The organism is Carboxylicivirga sp. M1479 (assembly GCF_007097485.1).
GTDB lineage: Bacteria > Bacteroidota > Bacteroidia > Bacteroidales > Marinilabiliaceae > Carboxylicivirga.
The window spans coordinates 64925-84906 of the sequence record NZ_VKDE01000001.1; the positions used below are offsets into that span (position 1 = coordinate 64925).

Genomic DNA, 19982 nt, shown 5'->3' on the forward strand with positions numbered 1-19982 from the left:
TGATAAGAGTTGTGTTCTTTCAAGCGCTTATTTGGATCTTTTGAGTATCCAATATAATATTTGTTGGAAGATGGGGAGTAAAGAATATATATGAAAAATTCCATAGTCCTAATATACTAAAAAAGCCACCTCAAAATGAAGTGGCTTTTCAGCTCCCCAGGTTCCCGAGTCTTCGGGAGAACCAACGACCTACGGATTAATCCCGATGTTCGGGACCGCTCTAACTCAATGCCTTTTTAATGATGCTATGTAAATAATCAGAATTTTGTTGGTTTATTATTATGTCGCGTATAAAACGACGGCTTTTCTGCTTCTTGATAAACCTTTCAACACGCATCGCATTGCCAGCATTATCCGAAACACTAAAGTATGCTTTTAAATCCCAAGGTTGGTGCTTAGCTGTGAATTTTGATTTGTCTTGATAAGAGTTGTGTTCTTTCAAGCGCTTATTTGGATCTTTTGAGTATCCAATATAATATTTGTTGGAAGATGGGGAGTAAAGAATATATATGAAAAATTCCATAGTCCTAATATACTAAAAAAGCCACCTCAGAAATGAAGTGGCTTTTCAGCTCCCCAGGTAGGACTTGAACCTACGACCTACGGATTAACAGTCCGCCGCTCTAACCAACTGAGCTACTGGGGAAAATATTTTCAAAATAATAAGACTTTCGTTAGAGCCTTTTTAAAGCTCCCCAGGTAGGACTTGAACCTACGACCTACGGATTAACAGTCCGCCGCTCTAACCAACTGAGCTACTGGGGAAGAAATTTTCAATACATTTTATCTCCTTTTTGGGGAGGCATTTTCGTCAAATGCGTTGCAAAAGTATACGGAATCTTCAAAATATCCAATATCTTTGACAAAAAATTTTAGAATTATTTTACCATACAATATTAAACTATTAAGTATGAGCAGTGTATTAGGTTTAGGAAATGCCTTGGTTGATGTGTTAGCCATGTTAGAGAATGATCAAATGTTGCAAGATTTGGGTTTGCCCAAAGGAAGTATGCAATTAGTCGACGAGGCAGCCGCTCAAAAAGTGAAAGAAGCAACCTCACATATAAAAAAGGATTTGGCAAGTGGAGGGTCTGCTGCCAATACCATTCATGGATTAGCCAGCTTGGGTATTAAAACTGGCTTCATTGGTAAAATAGGCCGCGATGAATTGGGGCAGGTTTTTAAAAATGACATGACTGAGCACAACATCACGCCACATCTTTTGGAGTCCGATACCCAGAGTGGGCATGCGAATGCGTTAATCAGTCCAGACTCAGAACGTACTTTTGCTACTTTTTTGGGTGCTGCGGTAGAGTTATCACAAGACGATTTGGTTGATGATTTATTTCAGGGATATAAATACTTTCATGTTGAAGGGTATTTAGTACAGAACAAGGCTTTGATTGAAAAGGCTTATAAAATGGCCAAGGCTAATGGTTTGATTACAAGTATTGACTTGGCGAGCTTTAACGTTGTTGAGGACAACCTGGAGTTTTTAACTAATCTTATCCATCAGTATGTGGATATTGTTTTTGCCAACGAAGAGGAAGCAAAAGCGTATACAGGCAAAGAGGGAGAAGAGGCGCTACAGCAATTAGCACAAGGTACTGAAGTCGCTATTTTGAAGTTAGGTAAAGATGGTTCAATGATCAAGCGTGCCAATGAAGTAGTGAAAGTGGGGATCATACCAGCTAACAGTATCGATACTACTGGAGCGGGAGATTTATATGCAGCTGGATTTTTGTTCGGGCTCATTCAGAATTTGTCTCTTGATAAATGTGGGCAGATTGGTTCCATTCTTTCGGGGCATGTTATTGAAGTTGTTGGACCTAAGATGAGCGAAAGCACTTGGGAGGAGATTCAGAAGAAAATAAAAGGCATATTAAATTAATTCGAAAGGTAAAAACGTGCTTTTAATCATTGTTCTTTAAGAATATGGCTCGTAATTTTGAACTTTCAAATGGATTAATCACACTGTAAAATATATAGTTATGTACGGTAAATTTCAGGATTTTCTTGCTAAAGAAATAGAGGCCATTAAAGAATCAGGTCTTTATAAGCAAGAGCGCATCATTACCACTCCTCAGGGAGCTGAGATCAATGTTCAAGGTGGAGAACCAGTTTTGAACTTTTGTGCCAACAACTACCTTGGCCTGTCATCTCATCCACGTGTTGTTAAAGCTGCTCAAAAAGCGTTAGATACACATGGGTACGGTATGTCATCAGTACGTTTTATTTGTGGAACACAAGATATTCACAAGCAATTGGAAGATAAGATAGCATCTTTCTTTGGCATGGAAGATACAATTCTTTATGCTGCTTGTTTTGATGCGAATGGCGGTGTTTTCGAACCTTTATTTACTGCTGAAGATGCCATTATTTCTGATGAATTAAACCATGCATCTATTATTGATGGAGTGCGCTTGTGTAAAGCAGCTCGTTATCGTTATAAGCATGCTGATATGGCTGACTTGGAAGCGCAATTGAAAGCTTCACAAGAGCAGCGTTATCGTATTATTGTTACCGACGGTGTTTTCTCAATGGACGGTGACATTGCAAAGTTGAATGAAATTTGTGACCTGGCTGATAAGTACGATGCCTTGGTTATGGTAGATGATAGTCACTCTTCTGGTTTTATTGGTAAAACTGGTCGTGGAACACATGAGTACCACAATTGCATGGATCGTGTAGACATCATCACAGGAACTTTAGGTAAAGCTCTTGGTGGCGCATTGGGTGGATATACAACTGGTAAAAAAGAAATTATTGATATTCTTCGTCAGCGCTCACGCCCGTATTTGTTCTCCAACTCATTAGCTCCATCTATTATTGGTGCGGCTATTGAAATTTTTGACATGCTAAGTGAGTCGACAGAGTTACGAGATAAAGTAATTTCTAATGCAGAGTACTTTAAAGGTAAGATTGTTGAGGCTGGATTTGATATCAAGCCAACTGAGTCGGCAATTGTGGCATTAATGCTTTTTGATGCAAAATTATCACAAGAGTTCGCGGCTAAATTGTTAGATGAGGGTATTTATGTAATTGGCTTTTTCTACCCAGTGGTTGGAAAAGGACAGGCACGTATCCGAATTCAGATATCAGCTGCTCACGAGCAACATCACTTAGATAAAGCGATCGCTGCTTTCATTAAAATTGGTAAAGAATTGAAAGTGATTAATTAATCATTTTTCAACTAAATATTATTGAAAAGGGTTGCCACTAGGCAACCCTTTTTTTCGTTGTGCTAATCTCTATGGTTTTATTATTCTGAATGATGTACCTTTCTAATCCTTGGTAATTAATTTTATTTCTTGCTATTTTATTACAATTGACTTTCATTTAGTTCTATCAAACTATTAGTACTTAATTGTTTCTTACATTCGTCGATTAGTTGACGGTATAACTGAGAGAATGAACAAATACAGATCTTTATCTACAGAAGAAATAGGCCTTTTAGAGGCAAGAAATTGCTATTGTTCAGATTGGAGCTTGGTAAGCGTTATTGATGGTTTCCGCATTGAAAGCCTACGGAATGTAACGTTTTCTGGGAGTATAAAAATTGGGCAATTTAATCGTTCATTTACGTTCCCTGGTGGGGTTGAAAAAAAAGCAGGCATATCCAATGCTACGCTTCATAATTGCATCATTGAGTCTGATGCATACATCAATCAAGTTAAAAATCACATAGCCAACTATCACATTCACTCCAATGTGGTTATCGAAAATGTTGACTCTATAATTACCGAAAAACAAAGTTGCTTTGGAAATGGTGTGCCTGTGTCAGCATTAAATGAGGCTGGAGGTCGTGAGATATACATTTACAATGATTTATCGGCACATACAGCCTACATTATGGCTATGTACCGACATGAGCCAGCCGTGATTCAGCAACTGCAAAAGATGATTAATGACTACAAGGCAAAAATTTGTAGTTCAATGGGTACAATTCAAGAAGGTGCTCAGTTAATTAATTGTCGTACCATTATCGATATCAATATTGGTAAATTTGCCAAAGTAGAAGGCATTTACCGCTTAACTAACGGTACAATTAATAGTTCCGCTGAGGCTCCTAGTTATTTTGGTCCTGGTGTGATTGCAGAAGAATTTATAGCAGCATCGGGCAGTAAGGTAAGTGATAGTGCTCTTCTTTCAAAGTGTTTTGTAGGTCAGGGATGCGAGCTAGGCAAGCATTATTCAGCCGAAAACTCTGTATTTTTTGCCAATAGTCAAGGCTTCCATGGTGAGGCCTGCTCGGTATTTGCAGGGCCTTATACAGTAACACATCATAAGTCTACCTTACTTATTGCGGGCTACTTTTCATTTATGAATGCGGGAAGTGGTTCCAACCAAAGTAATCACATGTATAAGTTGGGTCCTATACACCAGGGAGTTGTAGAGCGAGGTTCCAAAACGACCAGTGATTCATATCTGCTATGGCCAGCCCATATTGGTGCTTTTTCTTTGGTTATGGGCAGACACTATCGTAACCCAGATACTTCACAACTACCCTTTTCATACTTGATTGAGAACAAGGATGAAAGTATATTGGCTCCAGGTGTTAATCTGCGTAGCGTAGGAACCATTCGCGATGCGCGTAAATGGCCCAAACGAGATAAAAGAACAGATACTAAATTACTCGATTATATCAATTTTAACCTATTAAGCCCATTTACTATTCAAAAAATGATAAATGGTAAAAAGGTTTTGAAAGCATTAAGAAAGTCCTCGGGTGCAACTTCAGATTATTACATGTACAACAGTGTGAAAATTGAGAGTGGAGCCTTAGTGCGTGGTATTCAGTTGTATAACACTGGAATTATAAAGTTTTTGGGTAATGCACTGATAAAAAAGCTGGAAGATGTTATCTTTGAATCGTTAAGTGAATTAAGACAAAGCCTTTCGAAAACTTCCGAATGTGGAATTGGGGAGTGGATAGACATGGCTGGAATGCTTGTTCCCAAAGAGCGGGTAAAGACCCTGCTTGATGATTTGCAAAATGGTAGCGTATCGAACCTTGAAGAACTCAATGGACGATATGCATTATTGCATGATAACTATTTTGATTACGCATGGACTTGGTGTTTGAAAGTGTTTAAAGAAGAATACGACTTGGATTTTCAAACGGCTGAAATTGATCAAATCCTTTCGTTTGTAGATGATTGGAAGAAAAGTGTAATTGATTTAGATAATATGGTGTATGCCGATGCTCATAAAGAGTTTACCTTAAATACTCAAACGGGCTTTGGCATTGATGGAACTGAAGAAACACGTATCCAGGATTTTGAACAGGTGCGTGGGGAGTTTGAAAAACATCCATCGGTACAAGATATTAGTAATCACATCAGGGTTAAAAGCAGACTGGCTGAAGAACTGAAAGAAAGGCTTATCCTCTTAAAGTAGAGAGAATAAACCTTAAATAGATTACTATGCGATTAATTATTGAGCCGGACTATCAAGAAGCGTCGGCATGGACAGCAAGTTACATTGCTCAACGAATTAATAAACATCAGGCCGATAGACCTTTTGTTCTTGGATTGCCAACGGGCTCGTCTCCTCTGGGGACATACCAGGAGTTGATTAAATTGAATAAGGAAGGAAAAGTATCGTTCCAAAATGTAGTGACTTTCAATATGGATGAGTATCGTGAGATTCCTCGCGAGCACCCACAGAGCTACTACACATTTATGTGGAATAACTTTTTCAGTCATATTGATATAAAGCCTGAAAATACCAATTTATTGGATGGTCAGGCTGAAGATGCGGAGGCTGAATGCCAACGTTATGAAGATAAAATTAAGGAGATGGGCGGTATTGACCTTTTTATGGGTGGTATTGGTCCTGATGGGCATTTGGCTTTTAACGAGCCTGCCTCATCACTAAGCTCCAGAACGCGAGTTAAAACGTTAACTTACGATACCATTTTAGCGAATTCACGCTTTTTTGATAATGACCCTAATAAAGTGCCAAAAACAGCTTTAACAGTTGGTGTTGGAACTGTACTTGATTCAAAAGAAGTTGTGATAATTGTGAATGGTCATAATAAGGCGAGAGCTTTACAACATGCTGTAGAAGAAGGAGTCAATCATATGTGGACCATCAGTGCATTGCAAATGCATGCCAAGGGCTTAATTGTTTGTGACGAAGCTGCAACCTACGAATTGAAGGTTGGAACGTACAACTATTTCAAAGATATTGAGAAAGACAATTTAGCTCCTGAGAGTTTATGGAAATAAATTAGAGGCGTAGGCCTTTATTACTATAAAACACATTTGTTTGAAGAGGAATAGCCTGGCTAATTCCTCTTTTTTCGTTTTCAGCACTTAGTTGTTATAGCGAATAAGAAATCAAGAATTAACTAGAAATAGATAACTGTTTATCTAATATTTTATTTTAAAGCATATGTGTGGAATTGTTGCATACGTTGGAGGAAGGACAGCTTACCCAATTATTGTTAAGGGTTTGCAAAGGTTGGAATACAGGGGATACGACTCGGCCGGTATAGCCCTTATTAATAGTGAGATAAACGTATATAAGTGCAAAGGTAAAGTAAAAGACCTTGAGGATCATACAAAGGGTAAATCCATTTCAGGTTCAATCGGTATGGGACATACACGTTGGGCAACGCATGGTGAGCCTAGCGATAATAATGCTCACCCACACGTGTCGCAAAATGGTAAATTTATTGTGGTGCACAATGGTATTATTGAGAATTATGCCCACCTCAAAACAGAGTTGATTAATCGAGGGTATGAATTTCAAAGCGAAACAGATACCGAAGTATTGGCTAACCTGATTGAGAATATCTATATCGATCAAAAAGTGGATGCTGAAATGGCAGTTCGATTGGCTCTTACAAAAGTCGTTGGAGCCTACGGTTTGGTTATAACTTGTACCGACGAAAAAGATCAATTGATAGCAGCCCGAAAAGGCAGTCCGTTGGTAATCGGCGTTGGTGAGAAAGAATACTTTTTAGCATCAGACGCTACACCAATTATTGAGTATACCGACCAAGTTATTTACATGAATGACGAGGAGGTAGCCGTTATTAAAAAGAATAACTTGACGTTAAAAAGCATTGAAAATGATGCGCTAAAGCCAAAAATTCAAAAGGTTAATTTAACCATTGATGAAATTGATAAGGGTGCTTATGAGCATTATATGCTAAAAGAAATATATGAGCAACCTATCTCAATCGAAGATACATTCCGTGGTCGAGTGTCAATGGATCACTCAAAAATATTTTTAGGAGGTATTACCGATGTGTTGCCAAAATTATCGCAGGCTCGACGCATAATTATCGCTGCTTGTGGTACCTCATGGCATGCTGGAATTGTTGGGGAGTATCTTTTTGAAGAGTTTGCTCGCACGCCCGTTGAGGTGGAATATGCCAGTGAATTCCGTTACCGTAATCCAGTTATTAATTCTGATGATGTAATAATTGCAATTTCGCAAAGTGGCGAAACGGCAGATACCTTGGCAGCCATTAAAATGGCCAAAGAACAAGGAGCTACTATTATTGGTATTTGTAATGTGGCTGGCTCATCAATACCGCGCGAAACGCATGCCGGAGTTTATACCCATGCTGGTGTAGAAATAGGGGTGGCATCAACCAAAGCTTTTACCTCACAGGTAACAGTTCTTACTATGATGGCGTTTTTGTTAGGTAAAACAAAAGGCCATTTGCAAGATGTGGATTATAAAGAGTTAATTGGAGAATTAACCCAGGTGCCTGATAAAATCAGGACGATATTGGAATCTGAAGAACAAATAAAGCAAATAGCGGAAATGTATAAAGATGCCAATAATGCTCTTTATTTAGGACGAGGGTATCTTTTCCCTGTTGCTTTGGAAGGCGCTCTTAAACTGAAGGAAATTTCATATATTCACGCAGAAGGATATCCTGCAGCTGAAATGAAGCACGGACCAATTGCTTTAATCGATGAGAATATGCCTGTTTTTGTTTTAGCGACAAAGGACAAGTCATACGAAAAGATTGTAAGCAATATACAAGAAGTGAAAGCTCGTAATGGTAAAGTAATTGCCATCGTAACAAAAGGCGATGATGTGATAAAAAACATGGCCGATCATGTGATTGAAGTGCCTGATTGTCATGAAGCCATCGCGCCATTGTTAACTTGTGTGCCACTGCAGTTTATATCGTACCACATTGCAGTCATGCGAGGCTGTAATGTTGATCAACCACGTAATCTGGCTAAGTCAGTTACAGTGGAATAATAATGATTACTTCGTTGTTATTCGATTTCGGATAACACTCATTGTAATATTTTAAGGTTTATCTCTCAGTAAAAGCCCGTTTGAAAAGTCATTCGGGCTTTACTTTTTTTACGATGTACAGTAATTTATTTATCTTCATAGTCTTTGATCCAGATCTATGAAAAAAATACTTTACGGAATGTCTTTAATGACTATCTTCCTGTTTTCTTGCTCTAAAGAACACGAAACGTACCCTAAAACTTATTCTTCTGATAGTGTTACAGAAGGTCATATACGCCTTTTTACCGCCAATGGAGAAGTTAAGGATAAGAGCTTAATTGATGACTTTATGAATCGTCATTGCAATGCTTTTATAAGTGCTGATACTTTTGCTGTAGAGGGAGATATTAACGTTACATATCTTAGTGACCATGATATAAATATTTCGAGCCCTGCTGGTCAGGAAAATGGTCGTGCATATACAATGAATAATTTAATTTATTGGGAGCATCCAGATACGTTAAGAACTTTTTATTTATCCCCACTATATAAATACAAACCTTTGTATGTTGACGAAGTGGCCGTTGCAAGCTCTACGGGATTCAATTCCATTTTTCTGTATAAAGAGTGTTTGTTTGTTCAGCGTCATCAAGGAAACCTGCGATTGCCAATGGTTAATCGCTTGCATAAATTGAGTGATAATCCAATTTGGGATAATTCTATAACTTCTGAAAGAGTAAATAATGTATTTGATTATGAATATATTTATAGTGCCGATTATTCGATAGGAATAAACGATACCATTATGGTTCAAGAGTTTTTTATTAACATAGCAGCTAACTAACCAATAAAATCAAATGTATAAACTAAACGAAAAAGATCGAAAAGCATTAAAATATCAATGCCGACCCGCTATTATTTTACCAATTATTTCATCAGGATTAATCCCTTTGATTACTGTTTTGGTGGTGTTGGTACAGCAAATACCATTAAGGCCACAGCAGCCGCTATTCGCATTTTTATTGCAATTGCCTGTGGTGGTATTAATTGCTTATTTCAAATCGCGAAAATACATCGAAGATTTAAAGGCTAATTCAAAGCGAGGCGTGGTTAAATATGTTCAGCGTAAGCAAAGCAAAGATGATTTTAATGATGAAAATGGAGTAGGATACAGAGGTTTAAAATACAGAGCTTTTGATGATTTTGCGATTATCGTTGAAGATGTGCGTTATGGAGTATCTAAAAAGCTGTTTGATAGCTTAAAATCGGGCGATCCTGTAGTTTTTTATTATGCTCCAGTTAGTAACATGCGTTTGGGAATAGAGCGGAAAAAATAATGGATTAGAAAAATATACCTGATTATTTACGTTATGTATTATATAAAGCATCCTGTCAATATAAAATCTATTGCATGAAAAAAGAGTTTATACTCTCTGTCGATAAGAAAGCGAATTCCAATTTTGTTTTTTTTATATTCTTTGTTTTTTCCATTTGCTTTATCCATGCTCTTAGTTTTGATAAGAAACCAGCTAGAATTCATGCTTGGGCGCAAAGTGATCATTATGCATTGTCTTTAGGGTTTATTGATAATGGATTTGACTTTTTTCATCCTCAAACGTATACCTTAAGTGTACAATTCCCCTCAGATCAGACTCTACAAGATCCTAAGGGCATAACTGCCGTTGATTTTCCAATTTTACATTACATAGTCGCCATCTTAATGCAAGTACTAGGAACCACTAAACCATGGGTTTTTAGGGCTGTGTCATTATTATGGAGTTTCTTTGCGTTATTTTATTTGTTTAAAGAATTAAGTAGAATTAAGGACAAATGGCTAGCTTATTTAGTTGTGGCATTCATTATGTTTCAACCTATTTATAGTTACTATCAAAATGGATTTCATGTCTCTGCAGCAGCTTTAAACACACAGATAGTTGGTATTGTATTGTTGTTTAAATATATAGTCGAAAAAAAATCCAAGTTTTTTGCTTGGGGCATCTTTTTTTTAACATTGGCAGCATTAATGAGGTTTACCCAAATTATCACATTGATAGCCGTGTTTTGTGCGGTATTTATTGATGTTCTTAAGCGCGGTATGCATAAAAAGCAACTACTTTTTGTTGTACTTGGTGTTGCTATTGTACTATCATATTTTGTTTATAATAAGATACTCTCAAGTAGGTATGGATCTGTTTTCCTGGGGAGTCCTTTGCCAGCAGATTCAATAAATGATTTATTGCTACATTTATTTCAAATTGGAAAATCATATCTACGAGGCTTCCTGCCATTTTTTCATTTATTTGCACTTATTGTGTTTGTATTTTTAAAGAAAGAAAAGCAACTACAAAAACAAACTACCATAGTAATATCATGGCTTTTATTTTCTTTATTAGGTACATCTATGTTCTCATTATTAATGTCATGGAGCTTGTCTGCTCATGATTACTATGCTTTGGATACTTGGATGCCTCCGCTCACTATTGGACTTTTGTATCTTGTTTATACGATTGATTTGAAAGCGTATAGTTACCGTAGTGTGATGTTATTTAGCGCAATGTTTGTTGTTGGTTCGTTTGCAATCGCCCTTGAAAATCAGGTAAGAAAGTACAGTGATAAGGTAGAAATGAAAGGTGCTGATTTGACAATTGACTATTTTGATAAAAGTTCAGGATTTTTAGATGAAATAATTTCTGAAGAGAGCAAAGTTTTATTGATCAATAGTGCAGGATGGAATACACCAATGGTTTCGTGGAAAAGGCCAGTTCATAGAGCTGTATGGAAACTAGAGGAACAATTACCAATAGAGTTGTCTAAGGATTATGATTTTATAGTAACGCTTGATTTATTTTTTCAAACAGAAGTGATAAATCACTACCCTTCGTTTTTATCTGAATTTGAAATTGTTGATAGAAATACAATGGTTAGTATTTGGAGAAAAAGAAAAACAGATTAGCCCAACACATAGCTGGGCTAAAATTTTATTCTGGTTTCATTACCTCGTTCAAATCAACACTTTCGTCATTAGCAAGTGAGTACAGGCTCAAATAAAGCCATTTACTAACATCCTCCATTATCTCTGGCACCAAAGTTTCAGGTGTGTCTGCCGGGTGGTGATAATACAGTTTTTTTACCCTATCGGTACAGTGAACGCTTAAAGCTCTGAACCCTTCTTGCGAAAGAGCCATACCATCTGTTCTTGGGCGACCTTTATAGGCTCGGTTTAGATAGTTTGTTTTTAGAGTGCGGTGTATGTATTGCTGATTAGATTGTTTAAAGTGTTTGTAGATATCAGGGAATGATTCGCCACCTCCAAAATAGAGTCCTGTTCCATTACCCACCATATCCAGGTTGATATAACAAACGGTTTTATCTCTAGTATAAAGTGGATCTTTAGCATATTCCAAGGCTCCTAATAAGCCTTTTTCTTCAGCACCAATAAAAAAGAAAGCAATGGTGCGTTTGGGTGCAGGTAGGTTCGATAAAGCTCTGGCTGCTGCCATTATATCGGCAACGCCCGATGCATTATCCAAAGCGCCAGGAAAAAGTTGACCTAGATTTCCTTGTCCGTCCAGATGTGCACCTACCATAATCACTTCGTCTTTTAATTGAGGGTCAGTACCTGGTATTATTCCAATCACATTGGCATATTGACCATCAGCATGGTAATCTGTTTCGGCAGATAAAGTAATTGTATGGCCTAAGGCTAAACTTTGCGCTTTGTGTTTGCTTTTTAGTTTCTCCAGTACTTTGGTATAATCCAAATTACGGGCGAAAAAGAATTCGTTTACCACTTTTTTATCAATGTGGCAGTAGATCATATCTTCTTGGTATTTAATGCCTGGGCTTGCTATTTTAGAAATATATAAAACGCCTACTGCGCCATGGTTTAAAGCATTCTTTATTTTAATCGATGACCCTGCTACATTGGCCCAATCATTCCATTCTATAGCTCCTTCTGGTTTTGGATGACCAGGTTCAATCATCACAATTTTACCTTTAACATCTATTCCTTTGTAGTCGTCATAGTTGTGTTGGGGAGCAGTGATGCCAAATCCTATATATACTAATTCGCCAGAGACAGTTCCGTTAGCTGAGTTGGAGCCAGGGTAGTAATGCTCTGGAAATGAATAACTTTTTTCAATTGAATTTCCTTTTTTATCGAGCATAACTACTGAAAAAGAACCAGCAGATTTAACAAGCGTATAATCTTGAGGGTAGGATTTGAAGTATGAATCTCCGTATGCAGGACTGATGCCCCATTCTTCAAGGTGTTGGCCAACCCATTGGGCAGCCTTTGTGTAACCCGGACTTCCCGCTAATCGGCCATCAAATTCGGGTTGAGACAAGGTATTGGCATAACCAAAAACTTCGCTGGCTGTTATGCTATGAAAATGTTTTATTATTTCCGCTTCATCTTGGGCTTTTAGCCAAGTAAAGCAAAGTGTAAATGCAATTAATAGTGTGAATCTCATGGTTTAATTTTTTTTGAAACCTAAAGATGTACAAAATGAGTGCATAATAAAAGGGGAGAACAAATAAGGTTCTCCCCTTTACAGAAAATATTTAAATAGTCAGAGTGCTTTACGCCATTATTGTTTTACAATGCGCTTAATTGAGCTTTCTGTTTCGGTTGATGCCTTTACGATGTATATACCTTTAGGCAAATGTGCTACATTTAATGTTGTTACTCCACCGTTAATACCGATGTTCTTGCTCTCGCTCAACACCACACGACCTGTTAAATCGCAAATAACAAAGTTAACTTCATCAGCTTGATCTAGCGAACAGGCTATTGATAATTGGTCTTGAACAGGATTAGGGTAAGCATCGATAAATAATTCTGATTCATGATCGTGAATATCCGTAGTAACTGGTGCTGCAACTATTTCAACTAAATAATCTTCAACCTCACCCCAAACAGTATTACCGCAAGGTGTCGGTGTAGATGATTCTACGTCATTGTTCTCATCATACCATTGATTACGTACACGTAAAGAATATTTACCAAGAGCTAAGCTGGAAATATCTAAAGTTGCCGCTGCTTTTGTTGATGTGAGGGCGTTGAAACTTAGTACTTCGTTAGCTTCAAATTGATCATTTTGGTTGATGTCTAACCAGCCAAATATTTCATCACCATAATTATTGGCAATCTCGACAGTAACTGATAATTGATTTTTTGCAGCTTTTACATCTTTATATAAAAATGAGCTATATAAGCTTTTGCCCGATGGGTATGAAATACCGTTGATAATAACATTTGAAATATAATCACCACCAAGACCATCGGCACTGATCCCTTCACATAAACCACTATTGATGTTGTTGATAGCTATTAAGTTAATGGTGAAGTCTTCTATTTCGCCATATACATCACTTCCACAAGGAGTTGCAGTTGGTGTAACGCCTTCGGCATGCCATTGGTTGCGAATACGTAGCACATAGTAGCCTTCGGCACCTGATGGTGGAGTAACAGTGGTTTCAGATGTAATGTAATCGCCCTGTACGTAGTCAGGCATATTAATTTCTTCATTAGTATCAAATACACCGTCACGATTCCAATCAATCCATGCAAAGGGTACATCGCCGTCGTAAAAATTAGCAATATCAAAAACCAGATAAAAATCTTCATCTATGGTTAAGTCTACTGGTTGACTCTTAAATGAAGTATACTCAGACCACTCAGAGTTAAACTGTGCATCGCCAATCATCACCCAATTGATGTTGTCACCGCCTGTACCATCTTTTGCGGCTCCTGCACACTCCCCATTGGAGTAATCTACCATAATGCAGGCGTCTATTAACTTAGTTTCACTACCATATTGGTTAGTTATGGTTAACTCGGCCGAATATACTCCTGGGTTATTATAAACAACACTTGGATTCTCTTCGTTACTGCTGCTGCTTTCTGCTCCAAAAAACTTCCAGCTGTAGGTAACGTTATCTCCTTTGCATTCGCTTGTAATAGTAATAGGCTGACCTGTTATTCCTGATCCTGAAATCCTCATAATTACAGGAGGATCGGTTGGGTTAAAGCCATTGTCGAAAGTTATGTCCATTGAATTTTCAACCTGAGAGATGTTACGCATAAATAAGCCTGATGTGTTGCCGTTGCGTAAATTAGCACTTGGGTTGGTGGCATCGCTAAACATTGTTACATTGCTGCTTCCAGGGAAAACATCGCCACCATCGGCATAACCATTGTCGTAGAGGTTCCATTCGCCATCTGCTTCAACAATTTGTACAAGTGGGTCATTTCTGTCCGAATTGTCACCTTGTTCGTTAATGTGTTCAATAATTAAACCTTCACCTGGTAAATACCAATCATATGAATCTTGGCGACGATTTGAGATTAGAAAGTATTCATCAGGATTATCACTTGAGAAACGATATACATTATTATTGATTGGATCGCCGTATTCGTGATACTTCTTTACAGTAATAAGGCTATTATTATCTTTTATTTCAATTGGACTTGCCCAGCCTAATTTTGTTTTACTCCATGCACAAAAGTGAGAAGGGCAATAGCCGCTACCTAACCATGAGCCACCTGCCATAATGCCCCAATCACCAATTCCTTGCGATACATAATTATAGTCGTATAAATCAGGAAGACCCAAAGCATGACCAAATTCATGAGCATACAAGCCAATCGACGCCATTTCGCCATCCTGTAGTTCAGGCTGTACGTTGTAAACGTCAAAATCAACGCCATCGTGACTAATGTTTAGGTCCCACCACATGTGCGCCCAAATGTAGTCATCATTGCCTCTCCAAGCCGCACCTTCGCCAGCGTGTATAACCATCACCATATCAACATTTCCTGAGTTCTGGTTGTCAAAAATACTCCAATCAATGTTGTTGTTAGCTTCCAATTCATTAATTGCTTCACGTGTCATTTGTCTAACACGACTTTGACTATCAGTATGTGAATTTGCGTAGTAAGTTTGGTTATTGTTAGCTGTAACCCAATTAAAAATGTGAGCTTTAATGGTAAAGGTTCCTTGTGAATTCTCGTAGTAATATTGATTGAATGAACCACCATATGGGTCCCCCTCTTCAGAATCGTCCATATCATGAAAGAACTCTTCAAAATCAGCTGTTGTTTTTGTGCCAGTCAAATCAGTAAATTGGATTCTTACCACTGGCACATTCCAAACACCTGAGATGTTTGTTCCATGAGTTGCTTTTAATGATTTTTCAGCTTGTTTCATTTTTTGCTGAACTTGCTCATTAAATAACGTCCTCCTGTTAGTTATTTGTTGCATCACTGCGCTTGAGGGCATAATGCCTTTTTCATTGGAAGAGGATTTTAATTGATTGGCAGAGTAACGTTCAGATCCCGCTGTTAAGTTACCATCTTCGCCAACTACTGCGTACGTCCACCATCCATCAACGTCTACTTCAAGTGTATAGCCATCTATTGATTTGGTGAATGCGAAAAATTCATCCCCTTGAATTATGGCCTCTATAGTTGTACCATCAGGTTGAGTTAAAGTAATTTTTCTGTTAATTGGGGCGCCATGTACCATCATAGCGAACAGAATTAGGGTCGCAAGGACTGTAATTCTCTGTTTAATAGAGTTTAAGTGTTTCATAGAAGTTGTATTATAAATTGTTGAATTATAAAATTTAAGCTATGCTACTGTGTGTGAGTTTTGGACTCTATTTTCTCTTTCCTGTATTACATAGATGCAGAACTCGATGATATCCCTGTATGGGTTAGTGTTTTTTTTATAACAAACAAGTAGGAATTGTTAGTTTTCTGGAAATGACAAAAGCTTTAATCGTAACTAAATGAGGGGGTTGGGTTTGTGTTGTGTGGAGGTGGTGGTGTTCGATATTTTTTTTTAAAAAAATCTATTTTTTAAAGAAGGAATGTGTTTAAAGCAAATATTTGGTGATTTTTATTGCAATAAATGGTGATGATAAAATGAAGAATGAATTTTTCAGTGTGAAATTGGAATATTTTGAGTTAGGGCAAAAAAAAAGGAAGAGAGTAAAAACCCCCTTCCTTCGCATTTAGCAATCTTCAAACTATCAATCTAACTTGTCCGAAATATAAAATCAGATTTTTCTAAAACTTATGATTGCAACGATATCTTACCACGCCAATGAATTAGATATCGAATATATTTGCGTCTATTCCTTCGTTTACTATGATTGTTTCAAAAACAATATCGAATGATTGTGGACCAACAGTTTGGTTCATATTCTTAGGGAATTTGATTCCTTTAACCTCGGCATACTCAGTAAAGGTGCTAGCCATGGTTCCTTGAGCATTGGTGCTTACTTCTTTCACTTTTAAACCACTTGCTTGGCTAAAATAAACTGTTTGTTCTTTTCCATTCGGACTGGTTACTTTCATTTTCACCACATCTTGTCCATTTACATTGTCTGCCCCCATTAATTCAAGCTGGTAGCCCAATTCAGCGTATTGTGTTTCAGGAAATAGGATGGATTCAACCTTCATATTTTCCAGCATTTCGCCTTCAATATTTTGCTCACCCATTGGGCTAATTACCTTACCTACTTCACCATTAAATACTTGTTTTGATACTAGGTTGCCCTGCATATAGGTTTCAACACATTGATGATTTGGGCGACGACTATACATTTTCATGTTTAAAGGCATTCCTTGTACAGTCATGCTTCCTTCAAGAACATAGTCTGATACAGCTGCAATAGCCTCTGAGCCTCCAATGGCATCAATGTATTTTTCAATAACTTTTTCAGCTGTTAAATCAGCAGGAAGAGGCAATGCTTTTACTGGATTGCCATAAAAATCGTAAATACTGACCTTACCATCGCTAGCAAATTTTGCTAAGCTGGCTTTCATATTTGGTACATCTCCAACTGCTAATATTAAAGCATTGTCAGGCGTGATGTATTTTTTAGCTATTGCCTGTACATCGGCAGGGGTAACAGCATTTAATTTCTCAAGATATGTCTCGTAGTAATCTGTTGGTAAATTATATTTTTGGATATTCAATGCGAAACGTGCCACTGTCGAAGGATCTTCTAATGAGCGAGAGAAACTTCCTGTTAGTGAGTTTTTAACCATTTGCAAATCCTCTTCAGGAACCAATTCAGAACTCATACGATTCATTTCGTAAATGATTTCTGTAAAGGCGCTATCAGTAACATTAGTACGTACGTTGGCTCCAGCATTAAACGAACCAACCAATTCATCGGAACTCAAAGAAGAGTAGGCACCATAAGTAAAGCCTTTGTCTTCACGTAGGTTTTGAAATAGGCGAGCACTAAATGAACCACCACCAAGTACTTGATTCATCACGCGTGCTTTAATCGCATCAGGATGAGCAGGTTTTAAGTCGATATTGTAAGATAAAGAAATGGTTGATTGTGTTGATCCATCTTTATTGGCTACAACAACTTTTGGCTCATTAAAGCTTTTAGGCGTATCATACTTGAAAGTAGGTACATCTTTTGCTTCCCACTTTGCAAAGTGTTTTTTCGCTTGCTTCTTAGCTTCTTTTACCGAAATGTCTCCTACAATAATTAGGTAAGCTACATTTGGTCGGAAATAGGTGTTATAATACGATTTTAAATCATCAACAGTGATAGCTTCAACTGATTCGTCAGTTAAAATTTCACCATAAGGATGATCTTTGCCGTAGCGTAAAACACTTTTGATGTTGGATGAAATGGCTTTAGGGTCATCTTTTTGAGATTTAAGACCAGTTAACATTTGTTTCTGGGCTTTCTCAAGTTCTTCGGTAGGAAAAGAAGGATTGTATAATACGTCGGTCATTAGGTTTAATAGCTCATCTGAGTGCTTTTTTAATGATGAAGCACTAATGCCTGTTGATCGTGTGTTTAAGCTGCCGCCAATAAAGTCAATTGCTTCATCAATTTCGGCTTTAGTACGCGTTGTTGTTCCTGTACTCATTAGATCTCCAGCCATACTTGCATAGCCAGCTTTTTCACCTTCAACAATCGGATCTATATCTAAAGATAAGGTGTACGATACAACAGGTACTTTATCATTCTCTACAACAAAAACTTTTAAGCCGTTTTTAAGTTCGAATGATTGTGCCTGACCGATATTAACTTTCGGAGCTGGACCTGGTTTCGGAGGTGTGCTTCTGTCTAATTGGGCATTTATATTAAAAGCAACTAAAATTGCCAGTAAAAATAAAACTGATTTCTTCATTCTATTTTGTTTTTTGAACCAAGTGATATTGGTTTATATTTTAATTAATCAGTAATCTAACTCTGTTGTTGATTAGTTTTGTTGCGACTTTGGTAAGTAATATAGTACAACACGATTGTCTTGAACAAAATACTTATTGGCCACTCGCTGAATGTCTTCGCGTGAAACAGCTAGGTATTTATCCAATTCGGTATTTATCAAATTGGTATTCCCATAATAAGTGTAGTTAGTTGCTAAGTTTTCAGCTCTGCTTGCTAGTTTTACATTGGACTTAACAAATGAGTTTTCAAACTGATTACGTAACTTCTGGTACTCACGTTCTGAGATTAATTCATCTCTTACTTTTTTCACTTCTGCATCAATGGCTGCTTCTAGGTCGGCGCAATCAACTCCCATGTTAGGTAATGCGTAAGCTAAGGCCACACTTGGATCTTGGAATGGTAAAGAAAATGAACCAGCTTCTAAGGCTTTTTGCTGTTCGTCAACCAATGACTTATATAAACGTGAACTTTGTCCGCCCGATAATAAGGTTGATAACATGTCTAAGGCATAATAATCATCGGTACCCATCGCAGGAGTGCGATATGCTTGTACAATTAAAGGCAATTGAATGTTGTCAAAAATTGTGTCGCGTACTTCTCCAGCCAAGGCAGGCTCAACTATTGAAGGACGATAAATTTCTTTTGTTCCTTTAGGAATCTCAGCAAAATACTTATTAATAAGTGTTTTTGTTTCTTCTACATTAATGTCGCCAGCAATAACTAAGGCAGCATTGTTTGGTACGTAAAATTCTTTGTAAAACTGCTGAAACTCTTCATCTTTGGCAGCACGGATGTGATCAGGATCGCCAATAACTGTCCAGCGGTAAGGGTGTTTGGTAAAAGCACGTTTCATAGTCTCTTGAAGCAAGGTGCCATATGGGCGACTGTCAACCGTTTGCTTTTTCTCTTCAATTACCACCTTTTTTTGTGTTTGAATGCCTATTGAATCAACTTTCGCATGTAGCATTCTTTCTGATTCCAACCATAAACCCAGTTCCAACTGGTTTGATGGAAATATTTCGTAGTAATAAGTTCTGTCGTTTGATGTGTTGGCATTTAGGGTACCACCAGCTCGTTCAACATAATTGGAGTATTCTCCTCTTTCAATGTTTTCGGTGCCTTCAAACATTAGGTGTTCAAAAAAGTGTGCAAATCCAGTTCGTTCAGGGTTCTCGTTTTTAGAACCAACATGGTACATAACCGACACAGTTACAATGGGGGTAGAAGGATCTTCATGAAGGATAACGTGTAAGCCATTATCTAAATCATATTCTTCGAAGCTAATTTTATTTGATTGAGCACTGATAGTGCCAACACTGGCTAAAAAAAGCGAAAAAGCCAGTAAGAATAAACGGTTCTTCATATTCAAACTACTTAGTTTTAAGTTAATGTCAGCTTTTAAACAATTTGTAGGCCGAAAAGTATAATAATCCGATGTCCAGCTTGTTAAGTAAAAACTTATATTCAATAAGCGTTCATTAGCGCACAAGCTTATGTACGTTATCGTGCACTGCGAACAAATCTGGAAAAACTTTATTTTTTTTTCGTTCTAC

Annotated in this window: 14 protein-coding genes and 2 tRNA genes; 8 read left to right on the forward strand and 8 right to left on the reverse strand. The window is 37.5% G+C overall.

The features are described from left to right. From FNN09_RS21535 to FNN09_RS00315, 4 genes are all read right to left on the reverse strand, one after another. Positions 1-104, reverse strand: a 104-nt coding sequence (locus FNN09_RS21535; RefSeq protein WP_185968814.1) for a GIY-YIG nuclease family protein, incomplete at its 3' end; no start/stop codon positions are given. A gap of 116 nt (positions 105-220) precedes the next feature. Next, positions 221-523, reverse strand: a complete 303-nt coding sequence (locus FNN09_RS00305; protein WP_143299470.1) for a GIY-YIG nuclease family protein — start codon at positions 521-523, stop codon at positions 221-223. A gap of 49 nt (positions 524-572) precedes the next feature. Continuing rightward, a tRNA-Asn gene (locus tag FNN09_RS00310) sits at positions 573-646 on the reverse strand. 45 nt (positions 647-691) lie between these two features. Next, positions 692-765, reverse strand: a tRNA-Asn gene (locus FNN09_RS00315). A 145-nt stretch (positions 766-910) separates the two neighbouring features. Here FNN09_RS00315 and FNN09_RS00320 point away from each other — a divergent pair. The 8 genes from FNN09_RS00320 to FNN09_RS00355 all read left to right on the forward strand — a co-directional run bounded on the left by FNN09_RS00320 (position 911) and on the right by FNN09_RS00355 (position 11167). Beyond that, positions 911-1891, forward strand: a complete 981-nt coding sequence (locus tag FNN09_RS00320) for an adenosine kinase (RefSeq protein ID WP_143299471.1) — start codon at positions 911-913, stop codon at positions 1889-1891. A 100-nt stretch (positions 1892-1991) separates the two neighbouring features. Then, entirely contained in the window at positions 1992-3182 is a 1191-nt protein-coding gene (gene kbl, locus FNN09_RS00325; protein WP_143299472.1) for a glycine C-acetyltransferase, read from the forward strand. Between the two features lie 229 nt (positions 3183-3411). Then, on the forward strand, positions 3412-5400 hold the full coding sequence (locus FNN09_RS00330) for a DUF4954 family protein (protein WP_143299473.1): 1989 nt from the start codon (positions 3412-3414) through the stop codon (positions 5398-5400). 26 nt (positions 5401-5426) lie between these two features. Next, positions 5427-6233, forward strand: a complete 807-nt coding sequence (gene nagB, locus FNN09_RS00335; RefSeq protein WP_143299474.1) for a glucosamine-6-phosphate deaminase — start codon at positions 5427-5429, stop codon at positions 6231-6233. Between the two features lie 166 nt (positions 6234-6399). Next, a complete protein-coding gene (gene glmS, locus FNN09_RS00340; RefSeq protein WP_143299475.1) occupies positions 6400-8235 on the forward strand; it encodes a glutamine--fructose-6-phosphate transaminase (isomerizing) in 1836 nt (611 codons plus the stop codon). Positions 8236-8392: 157 nt separating this feature from the next. Next, the gene (locus FNN09_RS00345; RefSeq protein ID WP_143299476.1) at positions 8393-9058 is read left to right on the forward strand and encodes a hypothetical protein; all 666 of its coding nucleotides are present in this window, start codon (positions 8393-8395) and stop codon (positions 9056-9058) included. A 13-nt stretch (positions 9059-9071) separates the two neighbouring features. After that, positions 9072-9551: a hypothetical protein gene (locus tag FNN09_RS00350; RefSeq protein ID WP_143299477.1), complete on the forward strand. Its 480-nt coding sequence runs from the start codon at positions 9072-9074 to the stop codon at positions 9549-9551. Between the two features lie 74 nt (positions 9552-9625). Next, positions 9626-11167, forward strand: a complete 1542-nt coding sequence (locus FNN09_RS00355; protein ID WP_143299478.1) for a glycosyltransferase family 39 protein — start codon at positions 9626-9628, stop codon at positions 11165-11167. Between the two features lie 25 nt (positions 11168-11192). Here the strand turns inward: FNN09_RS00355 and FNN09_RS00360 are convergent, their stop codons facing one another. The 4 genes from FNN09_RS00360 to FNN09_RS00375 all read right to left on the reverse strand — a co-directional run bounded on the left by FNN09_RS00360 (position 11193) and on the right by FNN09_RS00375 (position 19792). Further along, on the reverse strand, positions 11193-12686 hold the full coding sequence (locus FNN09_RS00360) for a M28 family peptidase (RefSeq protein WP_143299479.1): 1494 nt from the start codon (positions 12684-12686) through the stop codon (positions 11193-11195). 117 nt (positions 12687-12803) lie between these two features. Further along, positions 12804-15809 (reverse strand): M6 family metalloprotease domain-containing protein, encoded by a 3006-nt coding sequence (locus tag FNN09_RS00365; protein WP_143299480.1) that lies wholly within the window; start codon positions 15807-15809, stop codon positions 12804-12806. Between the two features lie 521 nt (positions 15810-16330). Then, entirely contained in the window at positions 16331-18388 is a 2058-nt protein-coding gene (locus tag FNN09_RS00370; RefSeq protein WP_143299481.1) for a pitrilysin family protein, read from the reverse strand. Positions 18389-18460: 72 nt separating this feature from the next. Further along, positions 18461-19792: a pitrilysin family protein gene (locus FNN09_RS00375; protein ID WP_143299755.1), complete on the reverse strand. Its 1332-nt coding sequence runs from the start codon at positions 19790-19792 to the stop codon at positions 18461-18463. Positions 19793-19982: the final 190 nt, after the last annotated feature.

Coding starts and splice junctions, on each gene's coding strand:
- FNN09_RS00355 (WP_143299478.1), top strand. CDS start 9,626: ATGAAAAAAGAGTTTATACTCTCTGTCGATAAGAAAGCGAATTCCAAT.
- FNN09_RS00365 (WP_143299480.1), bottom strand. CDS start 15,809: ATGAAACACTTAAACTCTATTAAACAGAGAATTACAGTCCTTGCGACC.
- FNN09_RS00330 (WP_143299473.1), top strand. CDS start 3,412: ATGAACAAATACAGATCTTTATCTACAGAAGAAATAGGCCTTTTAGAG.
- FNN09_RS00375 (WP_143299755.1), bottom strand. CDS start 19,792: ATGAAGAACCGTTTATTCTTACTGGCTTTTTCGCTTTTTTTAGCCAGT.
- FNN09_RS00370 (WP_143299481.1), bottom strand. CDS start 18,388: ATGAAGAAATCAGTTTTATTTTTACTGGCAATTTTAGTTGCTTTTAAT.
- nagB (WP_143299474.1), top strand. CDS start 5,427: ATGCGATTAATTATTGAGCCGGACTATCAAGAAGCGTCGGCATGGACA.
- FNN09_RS00320 (WP_143299471.1), top strand. CDS start 911: ATGAGCAGTGTATTAGGTTTAGGAAATGCCTTGGTTGATGTGTTAGCC.
- FNN09_RS00305 (WP_143299470.1), bottom strand. CDS start 523: ATGGAATTTTTCATATATATTCTTTACTCCCCATCTTCCAACAAATAT.
- FNN09_RS00350 (WP_143299477.1), top strand. CDS start 9,072: ATGTATAAACTAAACGAAAAAGATCGAAAAGCATTAAAATATCAATGC.
- FNN09_RS00345 (WP_143299476.1), top strand. CDS start 8,393: ATGAAAAAAATACTTTACGGAATGTCTTTAATGACTATCTTCCTGTTT.
- glmS (WP_143299475.1), top strand. CDS start 6,400: ATGTGTGGAATTGTTGCATACGTTGGAGGAAGGACAGCTTACCCAATT.
- FNN09_RS00360 (WP_143299479.1), bottom strand. CDS start 12,686: ATGAGATTCACACTATTAATTGCATTTACACTTTGCTTTACTTGGCTA.
- kbl (WP_143299472.1), top strand. CDS start 1,992: ATGTACGGTAAATTTCAGGATTTTCTTGCTAAAGAAATAGAGGCCATT.